Origin of the sequence: Bradyrhizobium sp. 179 (genome assembly GCF_023073535.1) — a bacterium.
In the GTDB taxonomy this organism is placed as follows: Bacteria; Pseudomonadota; Alphaproteobacteria; order Rhizobiales; family Xanthobacteraceae; genus Bradyrhizobium.
This window is the reverse complement of the sequence record NZ_JADPJR010000058.1, coordinates 1-24,945: the sequence shown is the minus strand read 5'-3', so window position 1 is coordinate 24,945 and position 24,945 is coordinate 1. Positions and strand designations below refer to the sequence as shown.

Genomic DNA, 24,945 nt, shown 5'->3' with positions numbered 1-24,945 from the left:
GCTGCGGCAGCTCGCGACCACCGCAGCCTCTTATCGTCCGCGCGCTACTTCTTGCTGTAGCTGATGCGATAGATCGCGCCGGCCCAGTCGTCGGCCACGAGGATCGAGCCGTCCTTGGCGAGAAGGATGTCGTTGGGACGGCCGAGATAGCCCTGATCACCCTCGAGCCAGCCGGAGGCGAAGATTTCCTGCTTGGGATTCTTGCCGTCAGGCCCGACGATCACGCGCACGATGCGTGCGCCCTGGTACTTGTGCCTATTCCAGGAGCCGTGCTCGGCGATCAGGATATTGTTCTTGTACTCGGCGGGGAATTGGTCGCCGGTATAGAACTTCATGCCGAGCGGAGCGACATGCGCGCCGAGATTCAGCACCGGCGGCGTGAACTCGGAGCATTTGTGGCCCATCGCGAACTTGTCATCAGGCAAATTGCCCTGGTGGCAATAGGGATAGCCGAAATGCTCACCGATCCTGTTGATCATGTTCAGCTTGTCTGAGGGCAGATCATCGCTGATCCAATCGCGCGCGTTCTCGGTGAACCAGTATTTGCCGGTGCGCGGATCGACGTCCCCGCCGACCGAGTTGCGGACGCCGAGCGCCCAGATCTCGGCGTTGCCGGTCTTGGGATCGACGCGCCGGATCTGCGAGACGCTGGTCGGCGGGATGCCGACATTGAACGGCGGCCCGAACGGCAGGAAGAACCAGCCATCCTTGTCGACCGCGATATATTTCCAGCCATGCGCGGCATAGGACGGCATGTCGTCATAGACGACCTTGCCCTCGCCGAGATTGTCGAGCTTGGCTTCGGCGTCGTCATAGCGGATCAGCTTGTCGACGGCGATGACGTAGAGCGCGCCGTCCTTGAAGGCGAGACCGGTGGGCATGTTCAGGCCCTTGAGGACGGTCTTGACCTCCTTCTTTCCGTTGTTGTCCTTGATGGCATAGACGTTGCCGAGGCCGAACGAGCCGACGAACAGCGTGCCCTTGTCGCCCCAGGCCATCTGCCGGGCGGCCAGCACGCCGGAGGCATAGACCTCGATCTTGAAGCCCGGCGGCAGCTTGATCTTCTTGACGATGTTGGCGAGCTCGGTGTCGGAAGCGCCGGTCGGCGGACCCGATGGCGGCGCGAGGCCCTTCTGCGCCTCGGTCTCGTCGCCGAGGAACCAGTCATCCGGCGGATGGGTCCAGAACTCCTTGGTACCGGATTCGTATTTCTTCAGCGCCCGGTTCTTGTCCTGCTGTTGCGCATTGCCAGCGCTCGTCCCCGCGAGAAGGGCAACGGCTGCAAGCGCCAACACGGATCGATGGAACATCGATGTCATCGCGTCACTCCCCAAAGGCAGCCGTCAGGGCTGCAATTTATTTTGTTTTGCTAGTCGAGAGGCGAAGTTTGGAGTCTGCCGGGAGGCAGACGCAAAAAGGCTAGCACATCTGCGAGCGCTGAGAAGGGCATCGCATGCACTGCGGTTGCTCTCCGGAAAAATTGAGACGGAATGTCAATGGGGGCGAACGGCGCGATGCCAACGCTCCCGCTGCAACGCGGAATCAATAGGGCGCGTGACCATTTTCAGGCGGCGCGAGGGTGGACATCCAAAAAATGCGAAAACAACCCCATGCACAGTAGAACGGCTCTCGCCAGCCTGCGCTCGGCGACACCGGACAGACAGTTGAAGCATCGAGCAAAATAGCGATAAGCGCGCTTAGGGGGCGACGGGGTAGGGCCCGTCGTCGAACAGCGTGTCGTGATAGCCTTTCGACCCGATCTCGCGTGCCAGCGCGCTGCGAAAATCGCGGTCACCATGCAGGCTGCGCAGCACATGCGCGAAGTCGAATTCGGGCCGCCAGCCCAGCTCGCGCCGCGCGCGTTCGTTGACATAAACGCGGTCGATCGCGGGGAAGAGGCGCCAGCCCCGCGCGGCAAAGAGCTGCACACAATCCGGATAGAGCTCGCGCACGACACCGGCAGCATCGCGCGCGAGCGCCGCGAGATGGCGTTGCTCGAACGGGCTCGTGGCCGAGACGATGTAGCGCGCAAAGCCGATCTTGGGCGCGCGCTCGGCGGCGAGCAGGTGGGCGCTCACCGCGTCCGCGATGTCCAACCGGCGATAAAGCGGCTCGTTGGCCTGCGTGTTCTCGGTCGTGTAAGCCTGTCGCATCGCCGGATCGTCATCGGCTTCAGGAAAGAAGCGCGAGGTCCGCAGGATGACGACCGGCAGGGCGCGCTCGCGAAAGAACAGCTCGCAGAGGTTCTCGGCCATCAGCTTGGTCGTGCCATAGATGTTCTTCGGCACCGGCGGCAGGTCCTCGGTGACCCACACTGCGGCTTGTTCCGCCTCCAGGCGAAGCTGCGAGCCGAACGCGCTGGTGGTGCTGGTGAAGACGAAGCTCTTCACGCCGCTCGCCGCGGCCGCCTCGAGCAGGTTGAGCGTGCCGGCGACGTTGGTGTCGACGAAATCCTGCTTACTGTGGGTCGCCACATGCGGCTTGTGCAGCGTCGCAGTGTGGATCACCGCCGTGACGCCGTCCATCTGGCGCCGGACGAAGCCTGGGTCGACGATCGATCCGATGGCGTCGGTGAAGGAAGATGGCTTCAGATCGACCCCGCGCGCAGGCAATCCGCGCCCCCGCAGCGTCCGGAGAATGGCTTCACCGAGATGGCCCGCGCTGCCCGTGACCAGAATCGTCATGTGAGACCCAATGCAGTCGCCGGCGGCGTGGAAAACCACGGCCCGGCCCGGTTCGGCTGGATGCTCTGGGAAAAATTGGAGCGGGCGAAGGGGCTCGAACCCTCGACCCCGACCTTGGCAAGGTCGTGCTCTACCACTGAGCTACACCCGCATCCTGTGTCGGTCGCGTGACGCGCCGGCAACGGCTGTCGTATGCCAAAAGCGGGAGGGGAATGCAACAGCTACCGGCGGCATAGATTCGCAATCGGAGGCCCGATATGGACGCTGAATGCGACCAAATCGCCCGAAAGCGCCCCGGAACCGGCGAATCAAGGCACCTGGATTGAAATTCGGCCCATTCGGCCCAATTTAGGTGCCGACAACAAGCACACGATGTGGCGGCGTGTTAAAGAGCCGCCATTCCAGACATGACGAGGGGATCCCGTGACGATCATCGACCAGGGTAACGGAGCGGCGGGCCCGGCTGCCGCCGATCTGATCAAGGACACCACCACCCAGACCTTCGTGAAGGACGTCATCGAGGAATCGAAGCGCCAGCCGGTGCTGATCGATTTCTGGGCGGAGTGGTGCGGCCCCTGCAAGCAGCTCACCCCGATCCTGGAAAAGGCGGTCAAGGCAGCCAAGGGCAAGGTCAAGCTGGTCAAGATGAACATCGACCAGCACCCGGCGATTCCGGGGCAGATGGGCATCCAGTCGATTCCGGCCGTGATCGCCTTCGTCAACGGCCAGCCGGCCGACGGCTTCATGGGTGCGGTGCCCGAGAGCCAGCTCAACGCCTTCATCGAGCGGCTGACCAAGGGCGTCACCGCGCCGGGCGAGGTCAACGTCGCCGAGATCGTGCAGGAGGCTGAGGCCTTGCTCGCCGAGGGCGACACGGCTGCGGCCGCGCAGATCTATGCCGAGGCGCTCCAGCATGATTCGACCAACATCGCGGCGCTTGCGGGCCTTGCGAAGTGCTACGCCGTCTCCGGCGCGATGGAGCAGGCCAAGCAGACGCTGGCCATGGTGCCGGAATCCAAGCGCAACGATCCCGCTGTGAAAGCCGTGCAGACCACGATCGATCTCGCCGAGCAGGCGGAAGCGCTGGGACCGGTGGCCGAGTTGGAACAGAAAGTCGCCGCAAACCCGCTCGACCATCAGGCACGATTCGATCTCGCCACCGCGCTCAACGCGCAAGGCGACCGCGCGGCCGCCACCGAGCAGTTGCTCGAAATCATCAAGCGCGACCGCAAATGGAACGACGACGGCGCCCGCAAGCAGCTGGTGCAGTTCTTCGAGGCCTGGGGCGGCACGGATGATGCAACCGTCGAGGGCCGCAAGCGTTTGTCGACGATCCTGTTTTCGTAGGGCGTGCTGGCAACGCCAGGGGGACCGGGCAGATGCCGATCAACATCGAATATCGCGGGCCCGCCGACCTTCCGGAGGTCATTCCGGTATTTCCGCTGCCGGGTGCGCTGCTGCTGCCGCGGGGCCAGATGCCGCTCAACATCTTCGAGCCGCGCTATCTCGCGATGGTCGACGATTCCTTCCGCGACGGCCATCGCCTGATCGGCATGATCCAGCCCGATGTGGCGCACTCGCCGAAGAATTCCGACAAGCCGGCACTGTTCCGCGTCGGCTGTGTCGGCCGCATCACCCAGCTCGCTGAATCCGGGGATGGCCGCTACATCCTCGAGCTCACCGGCGTCTCGCGTTTCAAGGTGGTCGAGGAGCTCGACGTGCTGACCGCCTATCGGCAGTGCAAGGTGGATTTCTTCGCCTTCGTCGACGATTTCACGGCGCGCATGGGCGAGGACCAGGTCGACCGCGAAGCCCTGCTGGCGGTTCTGGCGGACTTCCTGAAGGCCAACAATCTCAAGGTCGACTGGGAGGGCGTCGAGAGCGCGCCCAACGAGGCGCTGGTCAACGCGCTGGCGATGATGTCGCCCTACGGACCCGCGGAAAAGCAGGCCATGCTGGAGGCGCCTGACTTGAAGACCCGCGCCGAGATCCTGATCGCGGTCACCGAGATGGATCTCGCCAAGAAGCGCACCAGCGGCGATCCGCCGCTGCAGTGAGAACACCTACGCGGCACGGATGGCCGCTTCGGCTTGTGCCTTCGGCTGGGCCAGTTCCGGAATCCTGGAGGCCTGCATTGGCGGGCTGAAATAGTAGCCCTGCGCCTCGACACAGCCCTGTTCGCGCAGAATGTCCAGCTGCTCGGCGGCTTCGACGCCTTCGGCGGTCGTCGTCTTGCCGAGGCTGACGGCGAACGCCACGACGGCACGGGCGATCCGATGCGCCTCTTCGCTTTTGCTGGACAGCTCGCTGACGAAGCTGCGGTCGATCTTGATCTTGTCGAATGGAAATTTCTGCAGAAAGCTCAGCGATGAATAGCCCGTGCCGAAATCGTCGAGGGCAATTCGCACCCCGAGCTCGCGCAGCTGCCCAAGCGCTGCGAACACCGCGTCGCTGTCATGCATGATGACGGTTTCGGTGACCTCGAGCTCGAGCCGGTGCGGCGCAATCTCCGAGGTCGTCAGGGCGCTGACAATGATGGAGACGAGCTCCTTGCTCCTGAACTGAGCGGGAGAGAGATTGATTGCGATCATCAGATGGGACGGCCACTTGGCTGCCTCAGTGCAGGCAGCTCTCAAGACCCATTCGCCCAGGGGCAGGATCAAGCCGGTTTCCTCCGCAAGCGGAATGAATTCGGCAGGCGAGACCAGACCGCGCTCGGGATGGTGCCACCGCAATAACGCCTCATAGCCGCAGGTTTGGCCGGTCTCCACACTCACAAATGGCTGGTAGTGGAGCTCGAATTCGCCCCGCGCAAGCGCTCTGCGCATATCCTTTTCCAGGTTGCGGCGCACATGCATGAGCTGGTCCAGCTCCGGCTCGAAGAAACGGAATGCACCGCGTCCGCCACTCTTTGCCGCGTACAGAGCAAGGTCTGCGCTCTTGAGGATGACGTCGGAATCAGCCCCGTCGCGGGGGCCGATGGCGATCCCAATGCTGGCGCCCACGGTGACTTGATGATCGCCAAGGTCAAAGGGTTCGCAGAGCGCAGCCTTGATCGTCTCGGCGAGCGAGGCCGCATCCACGACGGGATTTGTAACATAGTCCACGACGGCGAACTCATCGCCACCCAGTCGGGCAATCAAGGTGGTGTCTCGGCTGCATTCCCGCAAACGCGTTGCGGCCGCACGCAGCAGCGAGTCGCCGGCCGGATGTCCGAGCGTGTCATTGACCTCCTTGAAGCGATCGAGATCGATCATGAGGACCGCCAGATGGCGAACTCCACTGCGCGTGTCGGCGAAGGCCTGCTCCAAACGCGCTCTCAGCAGCACGCGATTTGGCAACTCCGTCAGCGCGTCGTGCTGCGCCATATAGGTAATCTTGGCCTCGGACCGGCGTTGCTCCGTGACATCGAGATGCGTTGCCACCCATCCGCCACCAGCCATCGGCTGTCTCGTCACGCAAATCAACCGGCCATCAGCGAATTCGTCTATCCGGCTCGAGACCGCATTGACGGGCAAAGCATCGAGCTTCGAGATCAGTTGCTCGGCGGCAATGTCGCTCGCGTCGCTTTTGAGTGTACCGCTGATGATGCGATGCCTGATGATGTCGCGGTGCGAGGTTCCCGCGCGCAGCAATTCCGGCGGCAGCCGATACAGATTGGCGTAACGCTCGTTGCAGATGACCAGCCGCTTCTCGGCATCGAACATGCAAAGGCCCTCGACCATGTGATTGATGGCCGTGTCCAGCCTCAGCTTCTGTTCCTGTAGCTCCTGCTGGGAGTCTTCGAGCTGCTGCCGTGCGTCCGAAAGCTGGCTGATGATCCCTTCGAACTTCACGGTTCTGCTTGCCAGGCGACGATCGGCCACCACGCCGATCAGGCTCATGCCCAGCACAGAGAGTGCTACACCGGCGATAGCAAGCGCGAGCACGGCCGGAGAAAGCGATAGGACACCTGTCGCACGCATTGGGTCCGGCGTAATTTGCACGGCACCCATGGCCGTGAAGTGATGCGATACGATGGCAAGGGTCAGCAGGACCGCCGCCGCGAGCGTGCCGCGGTAGTTCTGGTACCTGATCGCCACAGCCAAGGCCGCATAGCCGAGGCACATGCCGAGAGTGATCGAGACGAGCACGAGGTCCGGCGACCAGGCGACGCGACCCGGCACTTCAAGCGCCCACATGCCGAGATAATGCATGCTGGCAATGCCGCCGCCGATGATGACGCCGCCGGCCGCCGCGCGCCACCGGCCGGAATCGCCGAGCGCAACACCGAAGCCCCCCGACGTCAGCAGCATTGCCGTAGCCAGCGAGAGCGTCGTCAGCACGATTCCATAACCGGTCGGGACGCCGGGCTCATAGGCGAGCATCGCAACGAAATGGGTTGCCCAGATTCCGTATCCGATCGCAGCGCCAGCAATGGCGATCCAGATCAACCGTGATCGCGCGCGCGCAGCGATCGCGCGATGGAAGATACTGATCGCAACGATACTCGCGACGAAACAGACCAGGCCAGCCAGCAGGACCAACCGCCAATCATGCTCGACGGTAAGGCAGGAAAAAACGCGGAACATCCAATATCGCTCCATCGTCAATAGTGTCGATGGTGAACGGGCTAAACGTCGTTCGCGTTAATTTTGTGCAACGCCTGATTGCATGCTTACCGTGACGTTAATGCTTCCTGCGCAATTCGATTTTGCCGAGCATTGCGCATGCGTCACACCGCCATCGCGCCCAAGGAGAGCGAAGGAGACCTGCAAGGATCGGCAACAAGCCCTAGAGACGATTGCGGATGCGCTTGCGTCCGGTGAACATCGCGCGGATCAGGTTCTCGCGCTGGAGCGTCCCCATCAGCACCACGCCGAGCACGTGGACCACGACCAGGATGATGACCGCGTCCGATGAATAATGGTGGGTATCCTCGACCCACCAGACGCCGAAAAAGGTGACGGTCACCGACATCGCGCCCGTGATCGTCGACACCGCGAGCGAAGCCAGCAGCGCCACCAGCATCAAGGTGCCGGCAGGATTGAGTCCGATATAGCGGCCGGTGATGCCGCGGCGCAGATTCCAGAGATAGCCGGGCGCGGCGCGAAGTCTGATCCCGACCATCCGGAAGCGCGAATAACGGCCTCCTATGAAGCCCCAGACCAATCGGAAGCCAAGTAGGCCGATGACCGTATAGCCCACGATGCGGTGCAGGCCGCCATAGACGGTCGGCGTGAACCACGCGATCAGAACCGAGGTCGCGAGAAGCCAGTGCCAGAGCCGCAACGGGAGGTCCCAGACCGCGACCGCCCGCGGAGCCGTTCGATCCGCGGGGGTCCGGTTGGACACCCCGCGCGCTTGTGGCATCGCTTCTGCCATCAATTCCGCTTCACTTTGCGCAAGTCATTTGGCGCAGACTACTTCGCGCAAGTCACTTGGCAATCGTGTGCTTCAGGCTGAGATCTTCGGGGCTGTAGAACAGCTCGTAGAGCTTGCCTTCCTTGACGCCGTACACCTCGTAGCACGAGCCTTCGATCTTGGAGCGCCGCACCTCGTAGCCCAGCGCCTTGGCCTTGGCTTCGGCCTCGCTGGCCGGCTTCCATGACGCCTTGTCGAGCTTGGTGCAGTTCTTGAAACCGTCGGCCATGACCGCCGATCCCGTACCAATCCCGATCGTCAGTGCAATGGCAACAACTCGAATGACCTTCACGAACGTCTCCTCCTCTGTCGTGTGCGCTGTGTGCTCAGCGCGAAGCGCAGCCGAAGGAAGCAAAGGCGAAGGTGAAGTCAATCCGGTTCAGGGGTGACCAATCTTAGATTTGTTCTAACGGTCGCCAAAAGATCAGCGCTCTCCGCATGCAGCGCGCATTTGAAGCGGGGCTGCGGCCTTACGCCTCACGGGCCGAAATGCGCGGGGCCGCTCGTCACCGGCAACCGCAGGCGCCACCACAGCGCCCCGCCGACAGTCTCCGCTCGAACGACGACAGCCCGCGATGGGCGGATGCGAATTTCTATGGTAGAGGCAATCCGACTGCCGGAGACCATCATGAACGCGCCCACCGACCGCCCCGAAGCCAGCGTCGATCCGAAGCTGCTGGAGATTCTGGTTTGCCCGTTGACCAAGGGCCCGCTGGAGTTCGATGCTGCCAAGCAGGAGCTGATCTCGCGCAGCGCCAAGCTCGCTTACCCGATCCGCGACGGCATCCCGATCATGCTGCCGGAAGAGGCGCGCAAGATCGATTGAAGTCATGGCGCGTACCCCGGCTGGAGCGCGATGGCTTCACCACATTCTTAATTTCGTCCCCGCCTAGCGCGCAATTGCGTGCGGGGGGCCAGTATCCATAACCACAAAGAGAGGTTATGGCGCGAAGCTGGTAACTCCAGGCGTTCGCAAAATTATTGCTGCGGCGTATGGGTCCCGGATCTGCGCGCGTTCGGAGCGCGCTTGTCCGGGACGATGAGGAGAGAGTGGGGCGAGCGCTCTTGAAACCTCCGCCTACAACGCTTCGCCCTTCAACAACCTTGGCACCTCGCCGGTCAGTCCGGCGGCCTGTCGGATGAAGAGATTCTTCAGCGGCGGGGCACGGTCGACGAGGCCGAGGCCGATATCGCGCAACGAGCGCAGGAGCGTCGATTGGTTGGAGAACAGGAAGTTCAGCGAGTTGGTGGCGACGCCCATGGCCATAGTGTCGAAGCGGCGCCAGCGCTGGTAACGTTCGAGCACATCGGCGCCGCCGAGATCGATGCCGAGCCGCGCGGCATCGACCACCACCTCGGCCAGCGCGGCGACATCCTTCAGTCCCATGTTGAGGCCTTGGCCCGCGATCGGATGGATGACATGAGCGGCATCGCCGACCAGCGCCAGACGCTCGGCGATGAAGGAGCGCGCGACGAAATAGGACAGCGGGAACGCACGCGGCGTGTCGAGCGCCTTGACCTCGCCGAGATGCAGACCGAAGCGCTGCTCGAGCTCGCCGTGAAATTCCGCCTCGCTCAGCGCGATGATGCGTGCGGCTTCGCTGCGGCGCTCGGTCCACACCAGCGAGGAACGTTTGCCGGATAGCGGCAAAATCGCGAACGGACCGGCCGGCAGAAAATGCTCCTCGGCGCGGCCCTCGTGATCGCGCTCGTGCCCGACGGTGACGACGATGCCGGACTGGTCATATTCCCAGCCATGGGTAGCGATGCCGGCGCGCTCGCGCAGCTTGGATCTGGCGCCATCCGAGGCGACCAGCAGGCTCGCGGCGATCACGCTGCCGTCGCCGAGCGTCACGTCGATGCCTTCGGAACGCGCGTCGTAGGACGCGACAATGGTGGCACGCAGATCGACGCCCTCGGCCTCGGCGCGCACCACCAATGCATCGATCAGGCGGCGGTTTTCGACCATATGCGCGAAGGGCTCGCCCGGCGCGACATCGCCGGCGAAATTCAGGAACACCGGACGGGTCGCGTCCTCCAGCTTGGAATCGGTGACGACCATGTCGAGGATCGGCTGCGCCTCGCCCCTGACATCGTCCCAGGCGCCGATCGCCTCGAACAGCCGGCGGCAAGCCGCCACGATCGCAGTTGCGCGCGGATCGCGGCTTGGACGCATGCTGAGCGCGGGATCGGCGACGATGACGGGAATCTCGGGCCCGAGCCCCTGGCGCAGCGCCAGCGCCAGCGCCAGCCCTGCAAACGCGCCGCCGCCAATGACAATGCTCCCCTGTACCGACATACCCGACTTTCCCGGCCAATTCCTGGACTTGCTAGCAGACTTGAGGTGGGCGAAACAGTGCGGTGAAACAAGGGCGGAACGGTAATCGTTCCGTCACCCGGAGCGCGCGCGAGCGCGAACCCGGAATCCGGAGGTTATCAGCTCGGGATTCCAGGGCATCGCTGTCGCGATGCTCCGAAATGACGAGGCACTCGAAAGCAGCAGCATGTCCAAAGGCCTGATCGACCTCATTTCAATCCTCGACCTCGAACAGCTCGAGGTGAACCTGTTCCGCGGCAACAGCCCAAAGACGAGCTGGCAGCGGGTGTTCGGCGGGCAAGTGATCGGACAGGCGATGGTGGCGGCCTGCCGCACCGTCGAGCGCCGGCTGCCGCATTCGCTGCATTGCTATTTCATTCTGCCGGGCGACCCGCAGATCCCGATCATCTACCAGGTCGAGCGCCTGCGCGACGGCAAGAGCTACTCGACGCGCCGCGTCACCGCGATCCAGCACGGCAACGCGATCTTCTCGATCATGGTATCGTTCCACGCCGAGGAGGAGAGTGCGTTCGATCATCAGGACAAGATGCCCGACGTCCCGCCGCCGGAAAAGCTCACGGCGGAGGAGGTGGCGAAGCAGCCGATGTTCAAGGAGATGCCGGAGTTCATCCGCCGCTATTATGAATCCGATCGTCCGATCGAGTTGCGCCCGGTCGAGCTCGGCCGTTATTTCGGCCAGAAGATCGACGATGGCCGCATTCACGTCTGGATCAAGACGGCTGCGAAACTGCCCGACGATCCGGCACTACACATGTGTGCGCTCGCCTATGCCTCGGACTTTTCGCTGCTGGATGCGATCATGGCGCGCTATGGCCGCACGCTGTTCGACAAGCGCATGATGCCGGCGAGTCTCGACCACGCGATGTGGTTTCACCGCCCGTTCCGCGCCGACGATTGGCTGCTCTACGCCCAGGATTCGCCGAGCGCACAAGGCGGCCGCGGCCTGACCCGCGGCTCGATCCTCAAGCCCGACGGCACGCTGGTGGCCTCCGTCGCGCAGGAAGGCTCGGTGCGCGAGCGGAGGACGGGATAGCTTAGCGCGAGCCGCGCGGAGCGAGCTCGGTCTGCGATGCAAACCAGTTCATGATCCAGCGATACACCCACGGGATCGGGATGATGAAGCTGCACAGGATCACGGCCACAATTCCGCGCCACAGAATGTCAAGACCGCTGCCCTTGAAGACGATTTCGCGCCGCGTGCCTTCGACGCTGCGGCAGAACCAGCGCATCTGCGCCGCGGCGACCCAGGCCCAGCCGACGATGGTGATGATCGAGACCGCGAACAGCAGGCTCCAGCCGATATAGGCCCAGATCGAGCCGGTGAAGCTCAGGCCCAGCGGCTGCCCGTTGGAGGCGAGGTTCGCGACCATCCATTTGATCAGCAGCCAGTAGAGAACGATCTGGACGATGAACAGCAGGTTGCTCAAGATCTCGCTGCCGATGAAGGAGATGGCGATCGCCAGGACGATGAAGCCGAAAAACCAGGGCACCAGCGTCATCGCATTGCCGGTGAAGCTGAGGTTCGGACGCCCCGGGACCTTCACGCAGGACACGATCCATTGCGTGTACCAGACGAACACCCACGGCGCCGGCAGGACGAAGATCATTCCGATCAGCAAGACGATGCTGCGCCAGGTGAACTCGAGGATGCCGAAATCGACCGAAAGCGATTCTCCAGCTGCGCTATCATAGCGGCCAGCGTCAGCATATCCGCCGGTCGGCATCATCGGCGGCGCGCCGCTGCCGCGGACCAGGCCAGGAATTTCGGCGGCCTTCTGCCAGCCGGCCATCCCCTCGGTCCACACCAGCGTGTCTGGGCGCACGATTCCTTGGGCGATGAGGTCGCGAAATTGCCCCTCCGGAAAGGGCCCCTGCTGCTTGCCCTCGGATGCGTAGAACCAACTCGCCATGTAGCCGCCCCCCTCGAACATACTTATGTACCGGCTGGGACGCCTGGGTTCACCGCATCCATGCCAAAAATGCATTGTGAGGGATGAACGGCTGCCCTGTACAGAGGCGGCCGTTCACATGGCCAAACGTTTTTCCGCTTCAATCTGCAACTTTTTTGTGCCATTTGCCCGGAAAGATGCCAGATTGACGCAGCGCCGGGGACATACGGCGCATCCCGGGGAATAGGCCTGACCATGAAACTCGTCGTCGCGATCATCAAACCCTTCAAGCTCGATGAGGTCCGCCAGGCCCTCACGGCGATCGGCGTCCACGGCATGACCGTGACCGAGGTGAAGGGCTATGGCCGCCAGAAGGGCCACACCGAGATCTATCGCGGCGCCGAATATGTCGTGAACTTCCTGCCCAAACTGCGCATCGAGATCGCGGTCGCATCCGACGTCGCCGACAAGGCGGTCAGCGTGATCACCGCGACCGCGCGCACCGGCCAGATCGGTGACGGCAAGATCTTCGTCACGCCGATCGACCACGCGCTGCGTATCCGCACCGGCGAAACCGACAGCGACGCGCTCTAGATTCTGGTTTGACGCGTTGTCTTGAGGCGAGCCGGAATCCGCTTCGCCCGAAAACGCGCTGATATGTCTTCGTCGATCGCACCGGGCAACGAGGCCACAGCGTGCGACGTCATCACCATGCTGGGGGAAACGACATGGCGGGATTGTTGCGCCGCGCAGCTTGTTTGGCTGTGCCGATCGGACTTTTGTCGATCATTGCCTGGCCGGCGCACGCCGCGGGCTCCGATATCAACACCGCCGACACCGCCTGGATGATCGTCGCCACCGCGCTGGTGCTGATGATGACGATCCCGGGACTTGCGCTGTTCTACTCCGGCATGGTGCGGAAGAAGAACGTGCTTGCCACCATGGCGCAGAGCCTCGCCGCAGTGACGCTGATCTCGATTCTCTGGGTCGCGTTCGGCTACTCGCTGTGCTTCGTCGGCGACGGTCCGTGGATCGGCACGCTCGACCGCTGGTTCCTTGCGGGCATGACCATGGACAGCGTCAATCCGGCGGCCAAGACGATCCCGGAATCGCTGTTCATGCTCTACCAGATGACGTTTGCGATCATCACGGTGGCGCTGGTTGCGGGCTCGGTCGCCGATCGCATGCGGTTCTCCGCCTATCTCTTGTTCTCCGTCGCCTGGTTCATCTTCGTCTACATTCCGCTGGCGCATTGGGTGTGGGGCGGCGGCTTCCTCGCCAGTATGGGCGTGTTGGATTTCGCCGGCGGCCTCGTGGTGCATCTGTCGGCCGGCACCGGCGGCCTTGTCGCCGCGATGGTGATGGGGCGCCGTCACGGTTACGGCACCGAGAATCTTTCGCCGTTCGATCTCTCGCTCGCGGTGATGGGCACCGGCCTGTTGTGGGTCGGCTGGTTCGGCTTCAACGGCGGCTCGGCGGGCGCGGCCAATTCGCGCGCGGTGATGGCGATCATCGCAACGCATCTCGCCGCCTGCGCCGGCGCCCTGACCTGGGGCGCGATCGAATGGTCGACGCGACGCAAGCCCTCGGTGCTCGGCATGATCTCCGGCGCGGTCGCGGGGCTCGGCACCATCACGCCGGCCTCCGGATTCGTGGCGCCCTGGCACGGCATTGTCATCGGCATCACCGCCGGTGCGGTTTGCTACTGGGCCTGCACCTGGCTGAAGCACCGCTTCAACTATGACGATTCGCTCGACGTGTTCGGCGTCCATGGCATGGGCGGCCTGACCGGCACCCTGCTTGGCGGCGTGTTCGCAACCAGCGCCATCGGCGGCACCGCCGGCCTGATCGAGGGCCATCCGCAGCAATTGTTGATCCAGTTCTATGGCGTCGCCGTCACCTTCGTGTGGTCGGCGGGCGTGAGCTTCATCCTGCTCAAGCTGGTCGGCCTGTTCGTGCCGTTGCGCGTATCCCGTGAGCACGAACTCGAAGGCCTGGACATTTCGCAGCACGGCGAGGCCCTGCAATAAGCCTTGCGCTACGAAATTACCTTTCCGCTGCCCGAGGCATGAGCAACATTGTGTCGACAGCCTGTCCTGCCCGCCTTTTGGGCAGTCGTGACCACGTTTTGAGCGCGACGTAATAGCGCACTGCGCAGCAGCACGCGCCAAGCGCGAAAACACCCGTTTTCATAATCTATTAGGCAACGCGCCTGATCTGGCACGGCATTTGATTCTAGGGTCCCGGCTGTGCCCGCGTAGTGAACTTCTCCCTCGTGGCGAACCAGTCGAGAACGCCCGGCCATGTCCGGACCGGGCCAAAGCGGGGATAGGACCCATGAAAATTGTTATGGCGATTATCAAGCCATTCAAGCTGGAAGAAGTCCGTGACGCCCTGACCGCCATCGGCGTTCACGGTCTCACGGTGACGGAAGTCAAGGGATATGGCCGCCAGAAGGGCCATACGGAAATCTACCGCGGCGCCGAATATGCCGTGAGCTTCCTGCCCAAGATCAAGATCGAGGTCGCTATCGCCTCCGACCAGGTCGACAAGACCGTCGACGCCATCACGTCTGCCGCGAAAACCGGCCAGATCGGCGACGGCAAGATCTTCGTCATCAACCTCGACCATGCGGTGCGCATCCGCACCGGCGAGGCCGACGCCGCGGCGCTTTGATTTCGCGCTCAACCTTTATCCAATCAGGAGTGAATAAAATGACGTTTAAGCGTCCCTATGGCGCGGGATTGGCGGCTCTCGCAGTCGGCCTGTTCGCTGCGACCGCAGCCTATGCCGAGCCAACGGTCAACAAGGGAGACAACGCCTGGATGCTGACATCGACAGTGCTGGTGCTGTTGATGACGATCCCCGGCCTCGCGCTGTTCTACGGCGGCCTCGTCCGTTCCAAGAACATGCTCTCGGTTCTGATGCAGGTGTTCTACACCGTCTGCGTCGTCACCGTGATCTGGGCCGTCTACGGCTACAGCCTCACCTTCACCGGAGGTTCCGACTTCATCGGCGGCTTCTCCAAGGCCTTCATGATGGGCGTGACCACCGATACCAAGGCCGCAACCTTCTCGGTCGACGCCAACATCTCGGAGCTCATCTATGTCTGCTTCCAGATGACCTTCGCGGCGATCACGCCCGCCCTCATCGTCGGCGCCTTCGCCGAGCGCATGAAGTTCGCGGCGATCGCGCTCTTCATCCCGCTTTGGGTCACGCTGATCTACTTCCCGATCGCGCACATGGTCTGGTACTGGCCCGGCCCGGACATGATTCAGGATGCGGCCAAGGCGCTCGCTGCTGCCACTGACGCGGCAGCCAAGACCGCGGCGCAGGCCAAGCTCGACGAGATCAATGCCGACGCCGGCTGGATCTTCAAGAAGGGCGCGATCGACTTCGCGGGCGGCACCGTGGTGCACATCAACGCCGGCATCGCGGGTCTCGTCGGCGCTCTGCTGATCGGCAAGCGCGTCGGCTATGGCAAGGAGCTGATGGCTCCGCACTCGCTGACCATGTCGATGATCGGTGCCTCGCTGCTCTGGGTCGGCTGGTTCGGCTTCAACGCCGGGTCCAACCTCGAGGCCAACGGCGGCGCTGCGCTCGCCATGACCAACTCCTTCGTCGCCACCGCAGCCGCCGCGCTGTCGTGGATGTTCGCGGAGTGGATCATTAAGGGTCATCCCTCGGTGCTCGGCGTCATCTCCGGCGCTGTCGCGGGCCTCGTGGCGGTCACGCCTGCGGCCGGCTACTCCGGCGTGATGGGTGCGATCGTTCTCGGCCTCGTGGTCGGCGTAGTCTGCCTGTTCTTCTGCACCGCCGTGAAGAACGCGCTGGGCTATGACGACTCACTCGACGTGTTCGGCGTGCACTGCGTCGGCGGCATCGTCGGCGCGATCGGCACCGGCATCCTCGTCAACCCCGCGCTGGGTGGTGCCGGCATCATGGACTACACCGCGATCCCGCCGAAGGTCGGCGACTACGATTTCGCGTCGCAGATGATCGCCCAGCTCTGGGGCGTCTGCACCACGCTGGTGTGGTCGGGCATCGGTTCGGCGATCCTCTACAAGGTCGTCGATGTGATCGTTGGTCTCCGCACCAATGTCGAGAGCGAACGTGAAGGCCTCGACATCACCGAGCATACCGAGCGCGCCTACAACATGTAACTCTCCTCCCAGTCGCGATCTCCTTGGGAACCGCGACCAGACCTACGGTTCGGGCACATACCCGGCAATGCCCTGACCGTTGAGGGGCTCCAGCGCAAGCTGGAGCCCCTTTCTTTTGATCTGGAGTGCCGAAGGAAAAGATTGCAATTGCGCGATTGTGGCGAAGCTCGTTTTGGCGGGGCTTGTCCGGCCATGACGTCGCCGAAACATCGACGTTCCCGGGAAGAGCACGATCAAGCACCGTCAGCGACGAGAAGCGAGGACCTCGACAAAAGCGCCATGGATCCCGCCGTCATCCCGCCTCATTATTCCCGCTCTGGACGGAGGCGGCGGCCGATGGTTAATCGCGTCTTAACCTCGCCCTATCTATGGTGAACTGAACCGCTTCCCGCCGGTGCCTTCGCGCGACCGGCTGTTCCAAGAGTGCTGGCGCCCAGAATGGCTATGACCGCTTCATCCCGTGCGCCGCAGACCGGTGGAAGCTCCGAGACCGAACGCTCGCCCTTCGTCCGGCTGAATGAGCTCTTGGCCCCGCATCAGCCGGGTAAGCCCTTGATTACGCTTGCGGTTGGGGAGCCCCAGCATCCGGTGCCTGATTTCGTCGGCCCAGTGCTGGCCAAGCACATCGCCGATTTCGGCCGGTATCCCATGAACAAGGGCACCGACCCGTTCCGCAAAGCCGCCGGCGCCTGGCTGTCGTCGCGTTTCAACCTGCCCCGGGCGCTCGACCCCGAGAGCGAGATTCTCGTCCTCAACGGCAGCCGCGAGGGGCTGTTCCTCGCCGCGATCGCGGCCGCGCGCTATGTCGGCCCGCGCCCGGGCAAGCCCGCCGTCCTGATGCCGAACCCGTTCTATCCGGTCTATGGCGCCGGCGCCCTCGCAGCAGCTTGCGAGCCGGTCTATCTCCCGACCACCGTCGACAACGGCTTCCTGCCCGATCTCGATGCCATCGATGAGGCGACGCTGGCGCGCACGGTGGCGTTCTATCTGGCCTCGCCCGCCAATCCGCAGGGCTCGGTCGCTACACCCGATTATTTCAAGCGGTTGAAGCAACTCGCCGATCGCCACGGCTTCGTCATTCTCAGCGACGAGTGCTATTCGGAAATCTACACCCGCGAGGCACCGGGCAGCGCGCTCGAATGCGCCGGCCCCGATTTCACCCGCGTGGTCGCGTTCCAGTCGCTCTCGAAGCGCTCCAACCTTCCGGGCCTGCGTGTCGGTTTTGCCGCCGGTGACAAGAAGTTCATCGGCATGTTCCTGGAGCTGCGCAACATCGCGGCGCCACAAGTGCCGGTGCCGCTCCAGCATGTCGCGACCGTTGCTTACGGCGACGAAACGCATGTCGAGGAGAACCGCAGGCTCTACCGGATCAAGTTCGATCTCGCCGACCAGATCATCGGCAATCGTTACGGCTACCGCCGGCCCGATGCCGGCTTCTGCGTCTGGCTCGACACGTCCGCGATCGGCGACGACGTGTCCGTGACGCTGAGACTCTTCAAGGAAGCAGGCGTGCGCGTGGTGCCCGGCAGCTACCTGGCGCGGCTCCAGCCCGACGGCTTCAATCCCGGGGCAGGCTACATTCGCCTCGCGCTGGTGCAGGATGGCGAGACCACGGCGCAGGCGCTGCACCGCCTGGTCGAGACTCTGGGTTAGGCGGGGCCCATGAGCATGTCGGCAATCGAACGTGTCATTCCACTGGTCGGCCATCTGCCGCCCTCGATCCGCGAGGGGTTGGCGCGGCGCCTGCGCGAGCTCACCGGCCTCGGCCTGGTCGCGCTGTCGGGCGTCGCGTCGGCGGCGCTGATGACCTGGTCAGTGCAGGATCCCAGCCTCAGCCACGCCACCTCACGGCCGATCCGCAACATCCTCGGCTATGCCGGCGCGATCGGCGCCGATCTCGCAATGCAGATCCTCGGGCTCGGCGCGATCATGCTGGTCCTGACCGTCGCGGTTTGGGGCTGGCGCATGATGACGCATCGGCCATTCGACCGCGAAGCGCTGCGGCTCGGCTCCTGGATCCTCTGCACGGTGATCGCGGCGGGCTTCGTCAGCTGCTGGCCGCATGGCGGCGCCTGGCCGCTGCCGACCGGCCTTGGCGGCGTGGTCGGCGACGCCCTGATGCGGGCACCCGCAGTGATCTTCGGGCCGGCGGGCACGATCTATCGCATCTTGCTCGGCACGATCCTGTTCGCCGCGATGACGGCGACCTTCCTGATCGCCTGCGGTCTCGGCGCACGCGAGCATGACGACGAGCTCGCGGAGATCGAAAACGAGGACAAACCGCTCGACGCAGACGAGGAGAGCGATCGCGGCTCGGTGTCGCTGGGCTGGCTGTTCCACGCCTTGATGAGCACCAAGGCGCGACTGATCTGGCTGCTCGGTGCCGCTTACCGCTCGCTGGTCTCGAGCGGGCCGAAGACCAAGGCCGTTGCGTTCAGTCGTCAGGAGCCCAATCTCGGCGGCGGCCGCGCCGCGCCCTCGATCACACCGCAGTCCGAAGACGAGGACCACGCGGACGAGTACGAAGAAGAGGAAGACGAGGAGGAAGAGGAGGAGCCCGCCGCGCGCGCGCCGCGCAAGAAGGCTGCGCCGAAGACTCCTGCCAAGAAATCCTCCGACAAGTTCGATCTTCCGTCCGTCTCCATGCTGGCCGCGCCAAAGGCCGGCGACCGCCAGCCGCTCAGCAAGGCCGAGCTTGAAACCAACTCCCGCTCCCTCGAAGGCGTGCTCCAGGATTTCGGCGTGCGCGGCGAGATCGTGAAGGCCAATCCGGGTCCCGTCGTCACACTGTACGAGCTGGAGCCGGCGCCCGGCATCAAGTCGTCGCGCGTGATCGGGCTTGCCGACGACATCGCGCGCTCGATGAGCGCGCTATCCGCCCGCGTCGCGGTCGTGCCCGGCCGTAACGCGATCGGCATCGAGCTGCCGAACGCGCACCGGGAAAAAGTTTATCTGCGCGAACTGCTGGTGGCGAAAGAGGCGACCGACACGGTTGCAAAGCTGCCGCTCTGCCTCGGCAAGACCATCGGCGGCGATCCCGTCATCATCGACCTCGCGCGCACGCCGCACATGCTGATCGCCGGTACCACCGGCTCCGGCAAATCGGTCGCCATCAACACCATGATCCTCAGCCTGGTCTATAGGCTGCGCCCCGACCAGTGCCGGCTGATCATGGTCGATCCGAAGATGCTCGAACTCTCCGTCTATGACGGCATCCCCCATCTGCTCACGCCTGTCGTGACCGACCCGAAGAAGGCGGTGGTTGCGCTGAAATGGGCCGTGCGCGAGATGGAAGAGCGCTACAAGAACATGGCCAAGCTCGGTGTGCGCAACATCGACGGCTACAACACGCGCCTGCTCGAATTGAAGGCCAAGGGCGAGGAGCCGACGCGCACGGTGCATACCGGCTTCGACAAGGAGACCGGGAAGGCGATCTACGAGGAAGAGAAGCTCTCGCTCGACCCGCTGCCCTACATCGTCATCATCGTCGACGAAATGGCCGACCTGATGATGGTCGCCGGCAAAGACATCGAAGGCGCGGTGCAGCGTCTGGCGCAGATGGCGCGCGCCGCCGGCTTGCACGTGATCCTCGCCACGCAGCGTCCGTCGGTCGACGTCATCACCGGCACCATCAAGGCGAACTTCCCGACCCGCATCGCTTTCCAGGTGACGTCCAAGATCGACAGCCGCACCATCCTCGGCGAGATGGGCGCCGAGCAGCTGCTCGGCCAGGGCGACATGCTCTACATGGCCGGCGGCGGGCGCATCAGCCGCGTGCACGGACCGTTTGCCTCCGACGAGGAGGTCGAGAAGGTGGTGCGTCACCTCAAGACGCAGGGCCAGCCCGAATATCTCGAAGCGGTCACGGCCGAAGAGCCCACCGAGGACGAGGATGGCGCGGTGTTCGACGCCACGGGCATGGGTGCCGACGGCGGCGGCGATTTATTTGCGCAGGCCGTTGCCATCGTCAAACGTGACCGCAAGGCCTCGACCAGCTACATCCAGCGCCGCCTGCAAATCGGCTATAACCGCGCTGCATCGCTGATGGAGCGCATGGAACTGGAAGGCATCGTCGGGCCCGCCAACCATGCCGGCAAGCGTGAGATCCTGGTCGAGGAAGAAGACAGCCATATGTGAGGCAAGGGGCCTCGAGACATCATTTCACGCAGAATCGATATCTGCTTTTGGCCGAAATCACGCTAAGAAGGCGCCCAGCCACGTTAGGACGACGCGTTGATCAGACATACGGACATTCGATTCGCTGCCACCATCGCTGCGCGTAGCGCGCGTGTGGCCGGCGTGCTTCTAGTGAGCGCCGCGATGGTGACCGCAGCGTCGCTGGCGCAGACTGTGCCTGTGCCGAAGCCCGCGCCGAAGGGACGTGACGGCGGCGCCGCCGCGGGCGGGCCGGCTGTCACCGGTGCGACGCAGACGCCACCGAATCCCGTCATCCCGGATCCGCGCCGCAACGTGCCGAGCAGCATCTTCCAGACCTTCGACGCCAACCAGAAGGCACAAGCCGCCAAGGTCAGCGCCTATCTGTCCTCGCTTCAGACGCTGGTCGGGAATTTCGTTCAGGTCGGCCCCGACGGCAGCAAGACGCAGGGCGATTTCTACATCCAGAAGCCGGGCAAGGTCCGCTTCGAATATGATGCGCCGAGCCCGATCGACATCGTCGCTGACGGGTCGTCGCTGGTGGTGCGTGATCGCAAGCTCGCAACCCAGGATGTCTATCCGCTGTCGCAGACACCGCTGCGTTTCCTGCTCTCCGATCGCATCGACCTGATGAGGGACACCAACGTCGTCAACGTATCGGCCGACGACGTCTTCATCAGCGTTACCATTGAGGAGAAGCAGGCGCTGGTTGGCACCAGCCGCCTCCTCTTGATGTTTGGCGCCAAGGACGGTCAGTTGAAGCAATGGACCGTCACCGATCCGCAGGGCTACGACACCACGATCGCGGTCTACAATCTGGATTCGAGCAAGAAGCTCGATCCCAACATGTTCAAGATCGATTTCACCAATTACGGCCCATCGCCAGGTTGAACGTTCTATTGCCGTAGGGTGAGCGAAGGTGCCCTTGCGCCGTGCCCACCATCTCTTTCCTCGCGGTCGGCATGGTGGGCGCGCTTCGCTCTTCGCGCTGCAGCGGACAAGTTGCTTTGGCCGTGCTTCGAGACCTCGCATTTCCAAGCTCGAAAAGACGGTGAGCACGTCGCTCTGCGCCTTTGCCGATCCTGCGAGAGCTTGCTAAGACGCACGTCCCATGCGTTTTTCCCTGACAACCTGGAACATCAATTCGGTGCGGCTACGCATCGATCTGGTCGCGAAATTCCTCAAGAGCGCGCGGCCGGACGTACTGTGCCTGCAGGAGACCAAATGCATCGACGACGCCTTTCCGCTCAAGCGTTTCAAGCGGCTGGGATATGAGCACGTCGCGCTGAATGGGCAGAAGGGCTATCATGGCGTCGCCATCGTCTCGAAGATTCCGTTCGAGTCGAAAGACATCCGGACCTTCTGCGACAAGCTGGATTCCCGCCACATCTCGGTGTCGTTCGGCGGCAAGGCCAACATCGCACAGCCGCTGATCGTGCATAATTTCTACGTGCCCGCCGGCGGCGACATTCCCGATCCCGCGCTGAACGAGAAGTTCGACCACAAGCTGCGCTTCCTCGACGAGATGACAGCCTGCGAGCCGCTGCATCCGCGAGGGCAGGACCGCCACATCCTGGTCGGCGACCTCAACGTCGCTCCGCACGAGAACGACGTCTGGTCGCACAAGCAGCTTCTGAAAGTGGTTTCGCACACACCGATCGAAACCGAGAAGCTGAAGGCGGCGCTGGCAGCCGGCGAATGGATCGATGTCGCGCGCGAGCGCATCCCGATGTCGGAGAAGGTCTATACGTGGTGGAGCTATCGCTCCCCCGACTGGACCGTCGGCGATCGCGGCCGCCGGCTCGACCACATCTGGGTCTCGCGCGCGCTGAAGGATGCGGTTCAGGATTTCAAGATCCTTCGCGATGCGCGGAGCTGGGAGCGGCCGTCGGACCATGTCCCGGTGACGGTGACCCTGGAGGTTTGATCTCCCGTCATTCCGGGGCGCGACGAAGTCGCGAACCCGGAATCCATTCACCCACTATCTCTGCGGCTCGATGGATTCCGGGCTCGCGCTACGCGCGCCCCGGAATGACGAGCGGAAAGACCGAGCTACGACGTCAGCTTCGCACCGGCCATCAAAATATCGCTGGCGATCTGGCTGGAGCGGACTGCGAATTCGTCGCGCAGGCGAACCGCGGCGGCGGGGTCGCTTTCGAGCACGCGCTGGAACAGGCTGCGCGCGATGCGGATGACGGAGGCGTGCTCCAGCGCGACCGCGGTCGACGGCCGCTTCATCGGCACCACCAGCGCGAGCTCGCCGATCAGGGCGCCGGGACCGGCGATCATTTCGGCACCGGCGCCGTCATCGACCCGGAAGGCGCCGCGCTGGACTACGAAGCCGGCGTCGGCATCGTCGCCGAGATTGAACAGGACGTCGCCGCGGACGAAGTTGCGCTGCTCGGAGCCGATCGCCAGCATGCGCAACGAGGCGTCTCCCAACAGGCGCAGTGTCGGGACACGCTCGAGAAGCGCTACATCGTCGTCGATTGACATTCAGGTCCGAGGCTCAAGGGCACGCGATCTAACGATTCGCAGGCCCCTGAAGCGTATCACGGCACCAGCTTGTAGCCACCGGCTTCCGTGACCAGGATTTCCGGGTTGGCGGCGTCCTTCTCGATCTTCTGGCGAAGGCGGTAGATGTGGGTTTCCAGCGTGTGGGTGGTGACGCCGGAATTATAACCCCAGACCTCCTGGAGCAGCGTCTCGCGCGACACCGGCATCTGGCCGGCCCGGTAGAGGAAGCGGAGGATGGCGGTCTCCTTCTCGGTAAGGCGGACCTTGCGCGCGTTCGCTGCCGTCAGCATCTTCGAGCCGGGGCGGAAAGAGTAGGGGCCGACCGAGAACACCGCGTCCTCGCTGGCCTCGTGCTGGCGAAGCTGAGCGCGGATGCGGGCGAGCAGCACGGCGAAGCGGAAGGGCTTTGCCACATAATCATTGGCGCCGGATTCCAGCCCCAAAATGGTGTCGGAATCGGTGTCGTGGCCGGTCAGCATGATGATCGGGGCCTTGAAGCCGCCCTTGCGTAAGGAGCGGACCACCTCGCGACCATCGGTATCGGGCAGGCCGACATCCATCAGAACGAGATCGGGAGCATTGGCCTTTGCGGCGCTTGCGCCCTTGGCGCCGGTGTCGACGGCGGACGCTTCGAATTCTTCGTGCAGCGATAATTGCTCCACCAACGTATCGCGCAGATCGGTATCGTCATCCACGATCAGGATCTTGCGGGCATTGGCCATAGGGGATCATCCTTTTGGGTCCGGCTCGGCGCGCATCCAAGCCGCACCCAGCCGCGAGGGAAAGTTAGGGGTCGCCGTTGTTATTGTTGTTCGTGTTGAAGTAGTGGGCTGTTACCGATTCACAAGCCAGAACCACTCTAACCCAGAATAGCAGGGCGTTTTGATGAATGTCCTGTAATGAATTCGAAACCGCATGTTCACATGAAAAACAAAGCTGCGTCAGCTAGTTACACCATGAACCGAAGTGCCGGGCCGCTGTCCGCGATCCGCGTTAGGCCTGCCGCCGGCAATCCCCGCCGCGGCTGGCTGACGGCCGGAGCACTGACGATACCGGTGGCGCTCGGACGCGGCGGCATCCTCGCCAACAAGCGCGAGGGCGACGGCGGCACCCCGAAAGGCAGCTTCCGTCCCAGGCGGCTGTGGTGGCGGGGCGATCGGCACAGCCGTCCGCAGACGTTCTTGCCGGCCCGGATCATCACCGGCGAGGACGCCTGGTGCGAGGACCCCAAAGACCGTCATTACAACCAGGGTATCCGGCTCGGCGAAGGGCAGGGCGGTGACCGGCTCAAGCGGACCGACCATCTCTATGATTTCATCATCGAGATCGACCACAACACCAGGCCGCGCATCGCCGGCCGCGGCAGCGCGGTGTTCTTGCACCTCGCCCGCGACAATTTCGGCCCGACCGCAGGCTGCGTCGCCATGACGAAATCTGCGATGCTGCAATTGCTGCGACGATTGGGACCAAGAACAAAAATCATCATCGGGTGACGACGCATGCTCGATGAGGATCAGATCGGGCAGGGAGGTGGTGACCACGGGCCCGTGCATCCACCGCCGCCGATCGAGGCCCGCGATCATTTTGCAGTGGATTTCGGCGTGCTGGGCAAGGTGTCGGTGGGGTTCGCTTAGGTGCGGCCCCTTCCGCCGTCATTGCGCGAAGCGAAGCAATCAAGAATCTTTCTGCAGAGACAATCTGGATTGCTCACATGGGGGTTTGGTGTGTCAAGATTTATGATCAGCTCTTTGTTCGATTGCAGGCCAGCTCTTCGTCCCGACCGTGGGATCTTTCGG

General features: G+C 63.5%; 23 protein-coding genes and 1 tRNA gene. 14 read left to right on the top strand and 10 right to left on the bottom strand.

Annotation, left to right across the window (positions count from 1 at the left end):
- Nucleotides 1-44: 44 nt before the first annotated feature.
- The 3 genes from IVB12_RS14015 to IVB12_RS14005 all read right to left on the bottom strand — a co-directional run bounded on the left by IVB12_RS14015 (nucleotide 45) and on the right by IVB12_RS14005 (nucleotide 2,835).
- The gene (locus IVB12_RS14015) at nucleotides 45-1,319 is read right to left on the bottom strand and encodes a PQQ-dependent sugar dehydrogenase (RefSeq protein WP_247299753.1); all 1,275 of its coding nucleotides are present in this window, start codon (nucleotides 1,317-1,319) and stop codon (nucleotides 45-47) included.
- Between the two features lie 378 nt (nucleotides 1,320-1,697).
- Nucleotides 1,698-2,684, bottom strand: coding sequence for an NAD(P)-dependent oxidoreductase (locus IVB12_RS14010; protein WP_247299751.1), 987 nt, complete (start codon nucleotides 2,682-2,684; stop codon nucleotides 1,698-1,700).
- Nucleotides 2,685-2,760: 76 nt separating this feature from the next.
- Nucleotides 2,761-2,835 (bottom strand) — tRNA-Gly (locus IVB12_RS14005).
- 272 nt (nucleotides 2,836-3,107) lie between these two features.
- Here IVB12_RS14005 and trxA point away from each other — a divergent pair.
- Both trxA and IVB12_RS13995 read left to right on the top strand, forming a co-directional pair.
- Nucleotides 3,108-4,031, top strand: coding sequence for a thioredoxin (gene trxA / locus IVB12_RS14000; RefSeq protein ID WP_247299739.1), 924 nt, complete (start codon nucleotides 3,108-3,110; stop codon nucleotides 4,029-4,031).
- A gap of 32 nt (nucleotides 4,032-4,063) precedes the next feature.
- Nucleotides 4,064-4,741, top strand: coding sequence for an LON peptidase substrate-binding domain-containing protein (locus IVB12_RS13995; protein ID WP_247279979.1), 678 nt, complete (start codon nucleotides 4,064-4,066; stop codon nucleotides 4,739-4,741).
- Between the two features lie 6 nt (nucleotides 4,742-4,747).
- Here IVB12_RS13995 and IVB12_RS13990 read toward each other — a convergent pair whose 3' ends face one another.
- The 3 genes from IVB12_RS13990 to IVB12_RS13980 all read right to left on the bottom strand — a co-directional run bounded on the left by IVB12_RS13990 (nucleotide 4,748) and on the right by IVB12_RS13980 (nucleotide 8,379).
- A complete protein-coding gene (locus IVB12_RS13990) occupies nucleotides 4,748-7,255 on the bottom strand; it encodes an EAL domain-containing protein (protein ID WP_247299737.1) in 2,508 nt (835 codons plus the stop codon).
- 202 nt (nucleotides 7,256-7,457) lie between these two features.
- Entirely contained in the window at nucleotides 7,458-8,051 is a 594-nt protein-coding gene (locus tag IVB12_RS13985; protein ID WP_247299736.1) for a cytochrome b/b6 domain-containing protein, read from the bottom strand.
- A 49-nt stretch (nucleotides 8,052-8,100) separates the two neighbouring features.
- A complete protein-coding gene (locus tag IVB12_RS13980; RefSeq protein ID WP_247299734.1) occupies nucleotides 8,101-8,379 on the bottom strand; it encodes a PepSY domain-containing protein in 279 nt (92 codons plus the stop codon).
- A 336-nt stretch (nucleotides 8,380-8,715) separates the two neighbouring features.
- Between IVB12_RS13980 and IVB12_RS13975 the strand changes: the two genes are divergently transcribed.
- Nucleotides 8,716-8,913, top strand: coding sequence for a Trm112 family protein (locus tag IVB12_RS13975; RefSeq protein ID WP_246922246.1), 198 nt, complete (start codon nucleotides 8,716-8,718; stop codon nucleotides 8,911-8,913).
- 252 nt (nucleotides 8,914-9,165) lie between these two features.
- Here IVB12_RS13975 and IVB12_RS13970 read toward each other — a convergent pair whose 3' ends face one another.
- On the bottom strand, nucleotides 9,166-10,386 hold the full coding sequence (locus IVB12_RS13970; RefSeq protein WP_247299732.1) for a ubiquinone biosynthesis hydroxylase: 1,221 nt from the start codon (nucleotides 10,384-10,386) through the stop codon (nucleotides 9,166-9,168).
- Between the two features lie 205 nt (nucleotides 10,387-10,591).
- Between IVB12_RS13970 and tesB the strand changes: the two genes are divergently transcribed.
- Nucleotides 10,592-11,458: an acyl-CoA thioesterase II gene (tesB, locus tag IVB12_RS13965; protein ID WP_247299731.1), complete on the top strand. Its 867-nt coding sequence runs from the start codon at nucleotides 10,592-10,594 to the stop codon at nucleotides 11,456-11,458.
- A gap of 1 nt (nucleotide 11,459) precedes the next feature.
- On the opposite strand, the gene IVB12_RS13960 is transcribed toward tesB, so the two are convergent.
- Nucleotides 11,460-12,335: a DUF4339 domain-containing protein gene (locus IVB12_RS13960; protein ID WP_247299729.1), complete on the bottom strand. Its 876-nt coding sequence runs from the start codon at nucleotides 12,333-12,335 to the stop codon at nucleotides 11,460-11,462.
- Between the two features lie 234 nt (nucleotides 12,336-12,569).
- Here IVB12_RS13960 and IVB12_RS13955 point away from each other — a divergent pair, with 234 nt between their 5' ends.
- From IVB12_RS13955 to xth, 8 genes are all read left to right on the top strand, one after another.
- Nucleotides 12,570-12,908, top strand: a complete 339-nt coding sequence (locus IVB12_RS13955) for a P-II family nitrogen regulator (RefSeq protein ID WP_028176997.1) — start codon at nucleotides 12,570-12,572, stop codon at nucleotides 12,906-12,908.
- 134 nt (nucleotides 12,909-13,042) lie between these two features.
- Nucleotides 13,043-14,344, top strand: a complete 1,302-nt coding sequence (locus IVB12_RS13950; RefSeq protein ID WP_247299727.1) for an ammonium transporter — start codon at nucleotides 13,043-13,045, stop codon at nucleotides 14,342-14,344.
- 307 nt (nucleotides 14,345-14,651) lie between these two features.
- The gene (locus tag IVB12_RS13945) at nucleotides 14,652-14,990 is read left to right on the top strand and encodes a P-II family nitrogen regulator (protein ID WP_247279969.1); all 339 of its coding nucleotides are present in this window, start codon (nucleotides 14,652-14,654) and stop codon (nucleotides 14,988-14,990) included.
- 38 nt (nucleotides 14,991-15,028) lie between these two features.
- The gene (locus tag IVB12_RS13940) at nucleotides 15,029-16,477 is read left to right on the top strand and encodes an ammonium transporter (RefSeq protein ID WP_247299725.1); all 1,449 of its coding nucleotides are present in this window, start codon (nucleotides 15,029-15,031) and stop codon (nucleotides 16,475-16,477) included.
- 438 nt (nucleotides 16,478-16,915) lie between these two features.
- Nucleotides 16,916-18,130, top strand: coding sequence for an aminotransferase class I/II-fold pyridoxal phosphate-dependent enzyme (locus IVB12_RS13935; protein ID WP_247279967.1), 1,215 nt, complete (start codon nucleotides 16,916-16,918; stop codon nucleotides 18,128-18,130).
- 9 nt (nucleotides 18,131-18,139) lie between these two features.
- Nucleotides 18,140-20,614, top strand: coding sequence for a DNA translocase FtsK (locus tag IVB12_RS13930; RefSeq protein ID WP_247299723.1), 2,475 nt, complete (start codon nucleotides 18,140-18,142; stop codon nucleotides 20,612-20,614).
- Between the two features lie 153 nt (nucleotides 20,615-20,767).
- The gene (locus tag IVB12_RS13925) at nucleotides 20,768-21,523 is read left to right on the top strand and encodes an outer membrane lipoprotein carrier protein LolA (RefSeq protein ID WP_247300056.1); all 756 of its coding nucleotides are present in this window, start codon (nucleotides 20,768-20,770) and stop codon (nucleotides 21,521-21,523) included.
- Between the two features lie 220 nt (nucleotides 21,524-21,743).
- Nucleotides 21,744-22,559, top strand: a complete 816-nt coding sequence (gene xth / locus IVB12_RS13920) for an exodeoxyribonuclease III (protein WP_247299720.1) — start codon at nucleotides 21,744-21,746, stop codon at nucleotides 22,557-22,559.
- 125 nt (nucleotides 22,560-22,684) lie between these two features.
- Here xth and IVB12_RS13915 read toward each other — a convergent pair whose 3' ends face one another.
- Both IVB12_RS13915 and IVB12_RS13910 read right to left on the bottom strand, forming a co-directional pair.
- The gene (locus IVB12_RS13915) at nucleotides 22,685-23,128 is read right to left on the bottom strand and encodes a cyclic nucleotide-binding domain-containing protein (RefSeq protein WP_247279964.1); all 444 of its coding nucleotides are present in this window, start codon (nucleotides 23,126-23,128) and stop codon (nucleotides 22,685-22,687) included.
- Between the two features lie 56 nt (nucleotides 23,129-23,184).
- The gene (locus tag IVB12_RS13910; RefSeq protein ID WP_007598630.1) at nucleotides 23,185-23,871 is read right to left on the bottom strand and encodes a response regulator transcription factor; all 687 of its coding nucleotides are present in this window, start codon (nucleotides 23,869-23,871) and stop codon (nucleotides 23,185-23,187) included.
- Nucleotides 23,872-24,105: 234 nt separating this feature from the next.
- Here IVB12_RS13910 and IVB12_RS13905 point away from each other — a divergent pair, with 234 nt between their 5' ends.
- Nucleotides 24,106-24,642, top strand: coding sequence for a L,D-transpeptidase family protein (locus tag IVB12_RS13905; RefSeq protein WP_247299718.1), 537 nt, complete (start codon nucleotides 24,106-24,108; stop codon nucleotides 24,640-24,642).
- 6 nt (nucleotides 24,643-24,648) lie between these two features.
- Complete coding sequence (locus tag IVB12_RS38170; protein ID WP_256466435.1) at nucleotides 24,649-24,783, top strand: hypothetical protein; 135 nt, start codon at nucleotides 24,649-24,651, stop codon at nucleotides 24,781-24,783.
- Nucleotides 24,784-24,945: the final 162 nt, after the last annotated feature.

Bases quoted from the DNA above. Each gene is read 5' to 3' on its own strand.
- xth (WP_247299720.1), top strand. From the start codon at position 21,744: ATGCGTTTTTCCCTGACAACCTGGAACATCAATTCGGTGCGGCTACGC.
- IVB12_RS13990 (WP_247299737.1), bottom strand. From the start codon at position 7,255: ATGTTCCGCGTTTTTTCCTGCCTTACCGTCGAGCATGATTGGCGGTTG.
- IVB12_RS13995 (WP_247279979.1), top strand. From the start codon at position 4,064: ATGCCGATCAACATCGAATATCGCGGGCCCGCCGACCTTCCGGAGGTC.
- IVB12_RS38170 (WP_256466435.1), top strand. From the start codon at position 24,649: ATGCTCGATGAGGATCAGATCGGGCAGGGAGGTGGTGACCACGGGCCC.
- IVB12_RS13945 (WP_247279969.1), top strand. From the start codon at position 14,652: ATGAAAATTGTTATGGCGATTATCAAGCCATTCAAGCTGGAAGAAGTC.
- IVB12_RS13970 (WP_247299732.1), bottom strand. From the start codon at position 10,386: ATGTCGGTACAGGGGAGCATTGTCATTGGCGGCGGCGCGTTTGCAGGG.
- IVB12_RS13940 (WP_247299725.1), top strand. From the start codon at position 15,029: ATGACGTTTAAGCGTCCCTATGGCGCGGGATTGGCGGCTCTCGCAGTC.
- tesB (WP_247299731.1), top strand. From the start codon at position 10,592: ATGTCCAAAGGCCTGATCGACCTCATTTCAATCCTCGACCTCGAACAG.
- IVB12_RS13915 (WP_247279964.1), bottom strand. From the start codon at position 23,128: ATGTCAATCGACGACGATGTAGCGCTTCTCGAGCGTGTCCCGACACTG.
- IVB12_RS13955 (WP_028176997.1), top strand. From the start codon at position 12,570: ATGAAACTCGTCGTCGCGATCATCAAACCCTTCAAGCTCGATGAGGTC.
- IVB12_RS13975 (WP_246922246.1), top strand. From the start codon at position 8,716: ATGAACGCGCCCACCGACCGCCCCGAAGCCAGCGTCGATCCGAAGCTG.
- IVB12_RS13905 (WP_247299718.1), top strand. From the start codon at position 24,106: ATGAACCGAAGTGCCGGGCCGCTGTCCGCGATCCGCGTTAGGCCTGCC.
- IVB12_RS13910 (WP_007598630.1), bottom strand. From the start codon at position 23,871: ATGGCCAATGCCCGCAAGATCCTGATCGTGGATGACGATACCGATCTG.
- IVB12_RS13950 (WP_247299727.1), top strand. From the start codon at position 13,043: ATGGCGGGATTGTTGCGCCGCGCAGCTTGTTTGGCTGTGCCGATCGGA.
- IVB12_RS13930 (WP_247299723.1), top strand. From the start codon at position 18,140: ATGAGCATGTCGGCAATCGAACGTGTCATTCCACTGGTCGGCCATCTG.
- IVB12_RS14010 (WP_247299751.1), bottom strand. From the start codon at position 2,684: ATGACGATTCTGGTCACGGGCAGCGCGGGCCATCTCGGTGAAGCCATT.
- IVB12_RS13960 (WP_247299729.1), bottom strand. From the start codon at position 12,335: ATGGCGAGTTGGTTCTACGCATCCGAGGGCAAGCAGCAGGGGCCCTTT.
- IVB12_RS13935 (WP_247279967.1), top strand. From the start codon at position 16,916: ATGGCTATGACCGCTTCATCCCGTGCGCCGCAGACCGGTGGAAGCTCC.
- IVB12_RS14015 (WP_247299753.1), bottom strand. From the start codon at position 1,319: ATGACATCGATGTTCCATCGATCCGTGTTGGCGCTTGCAGCCGTTGCC.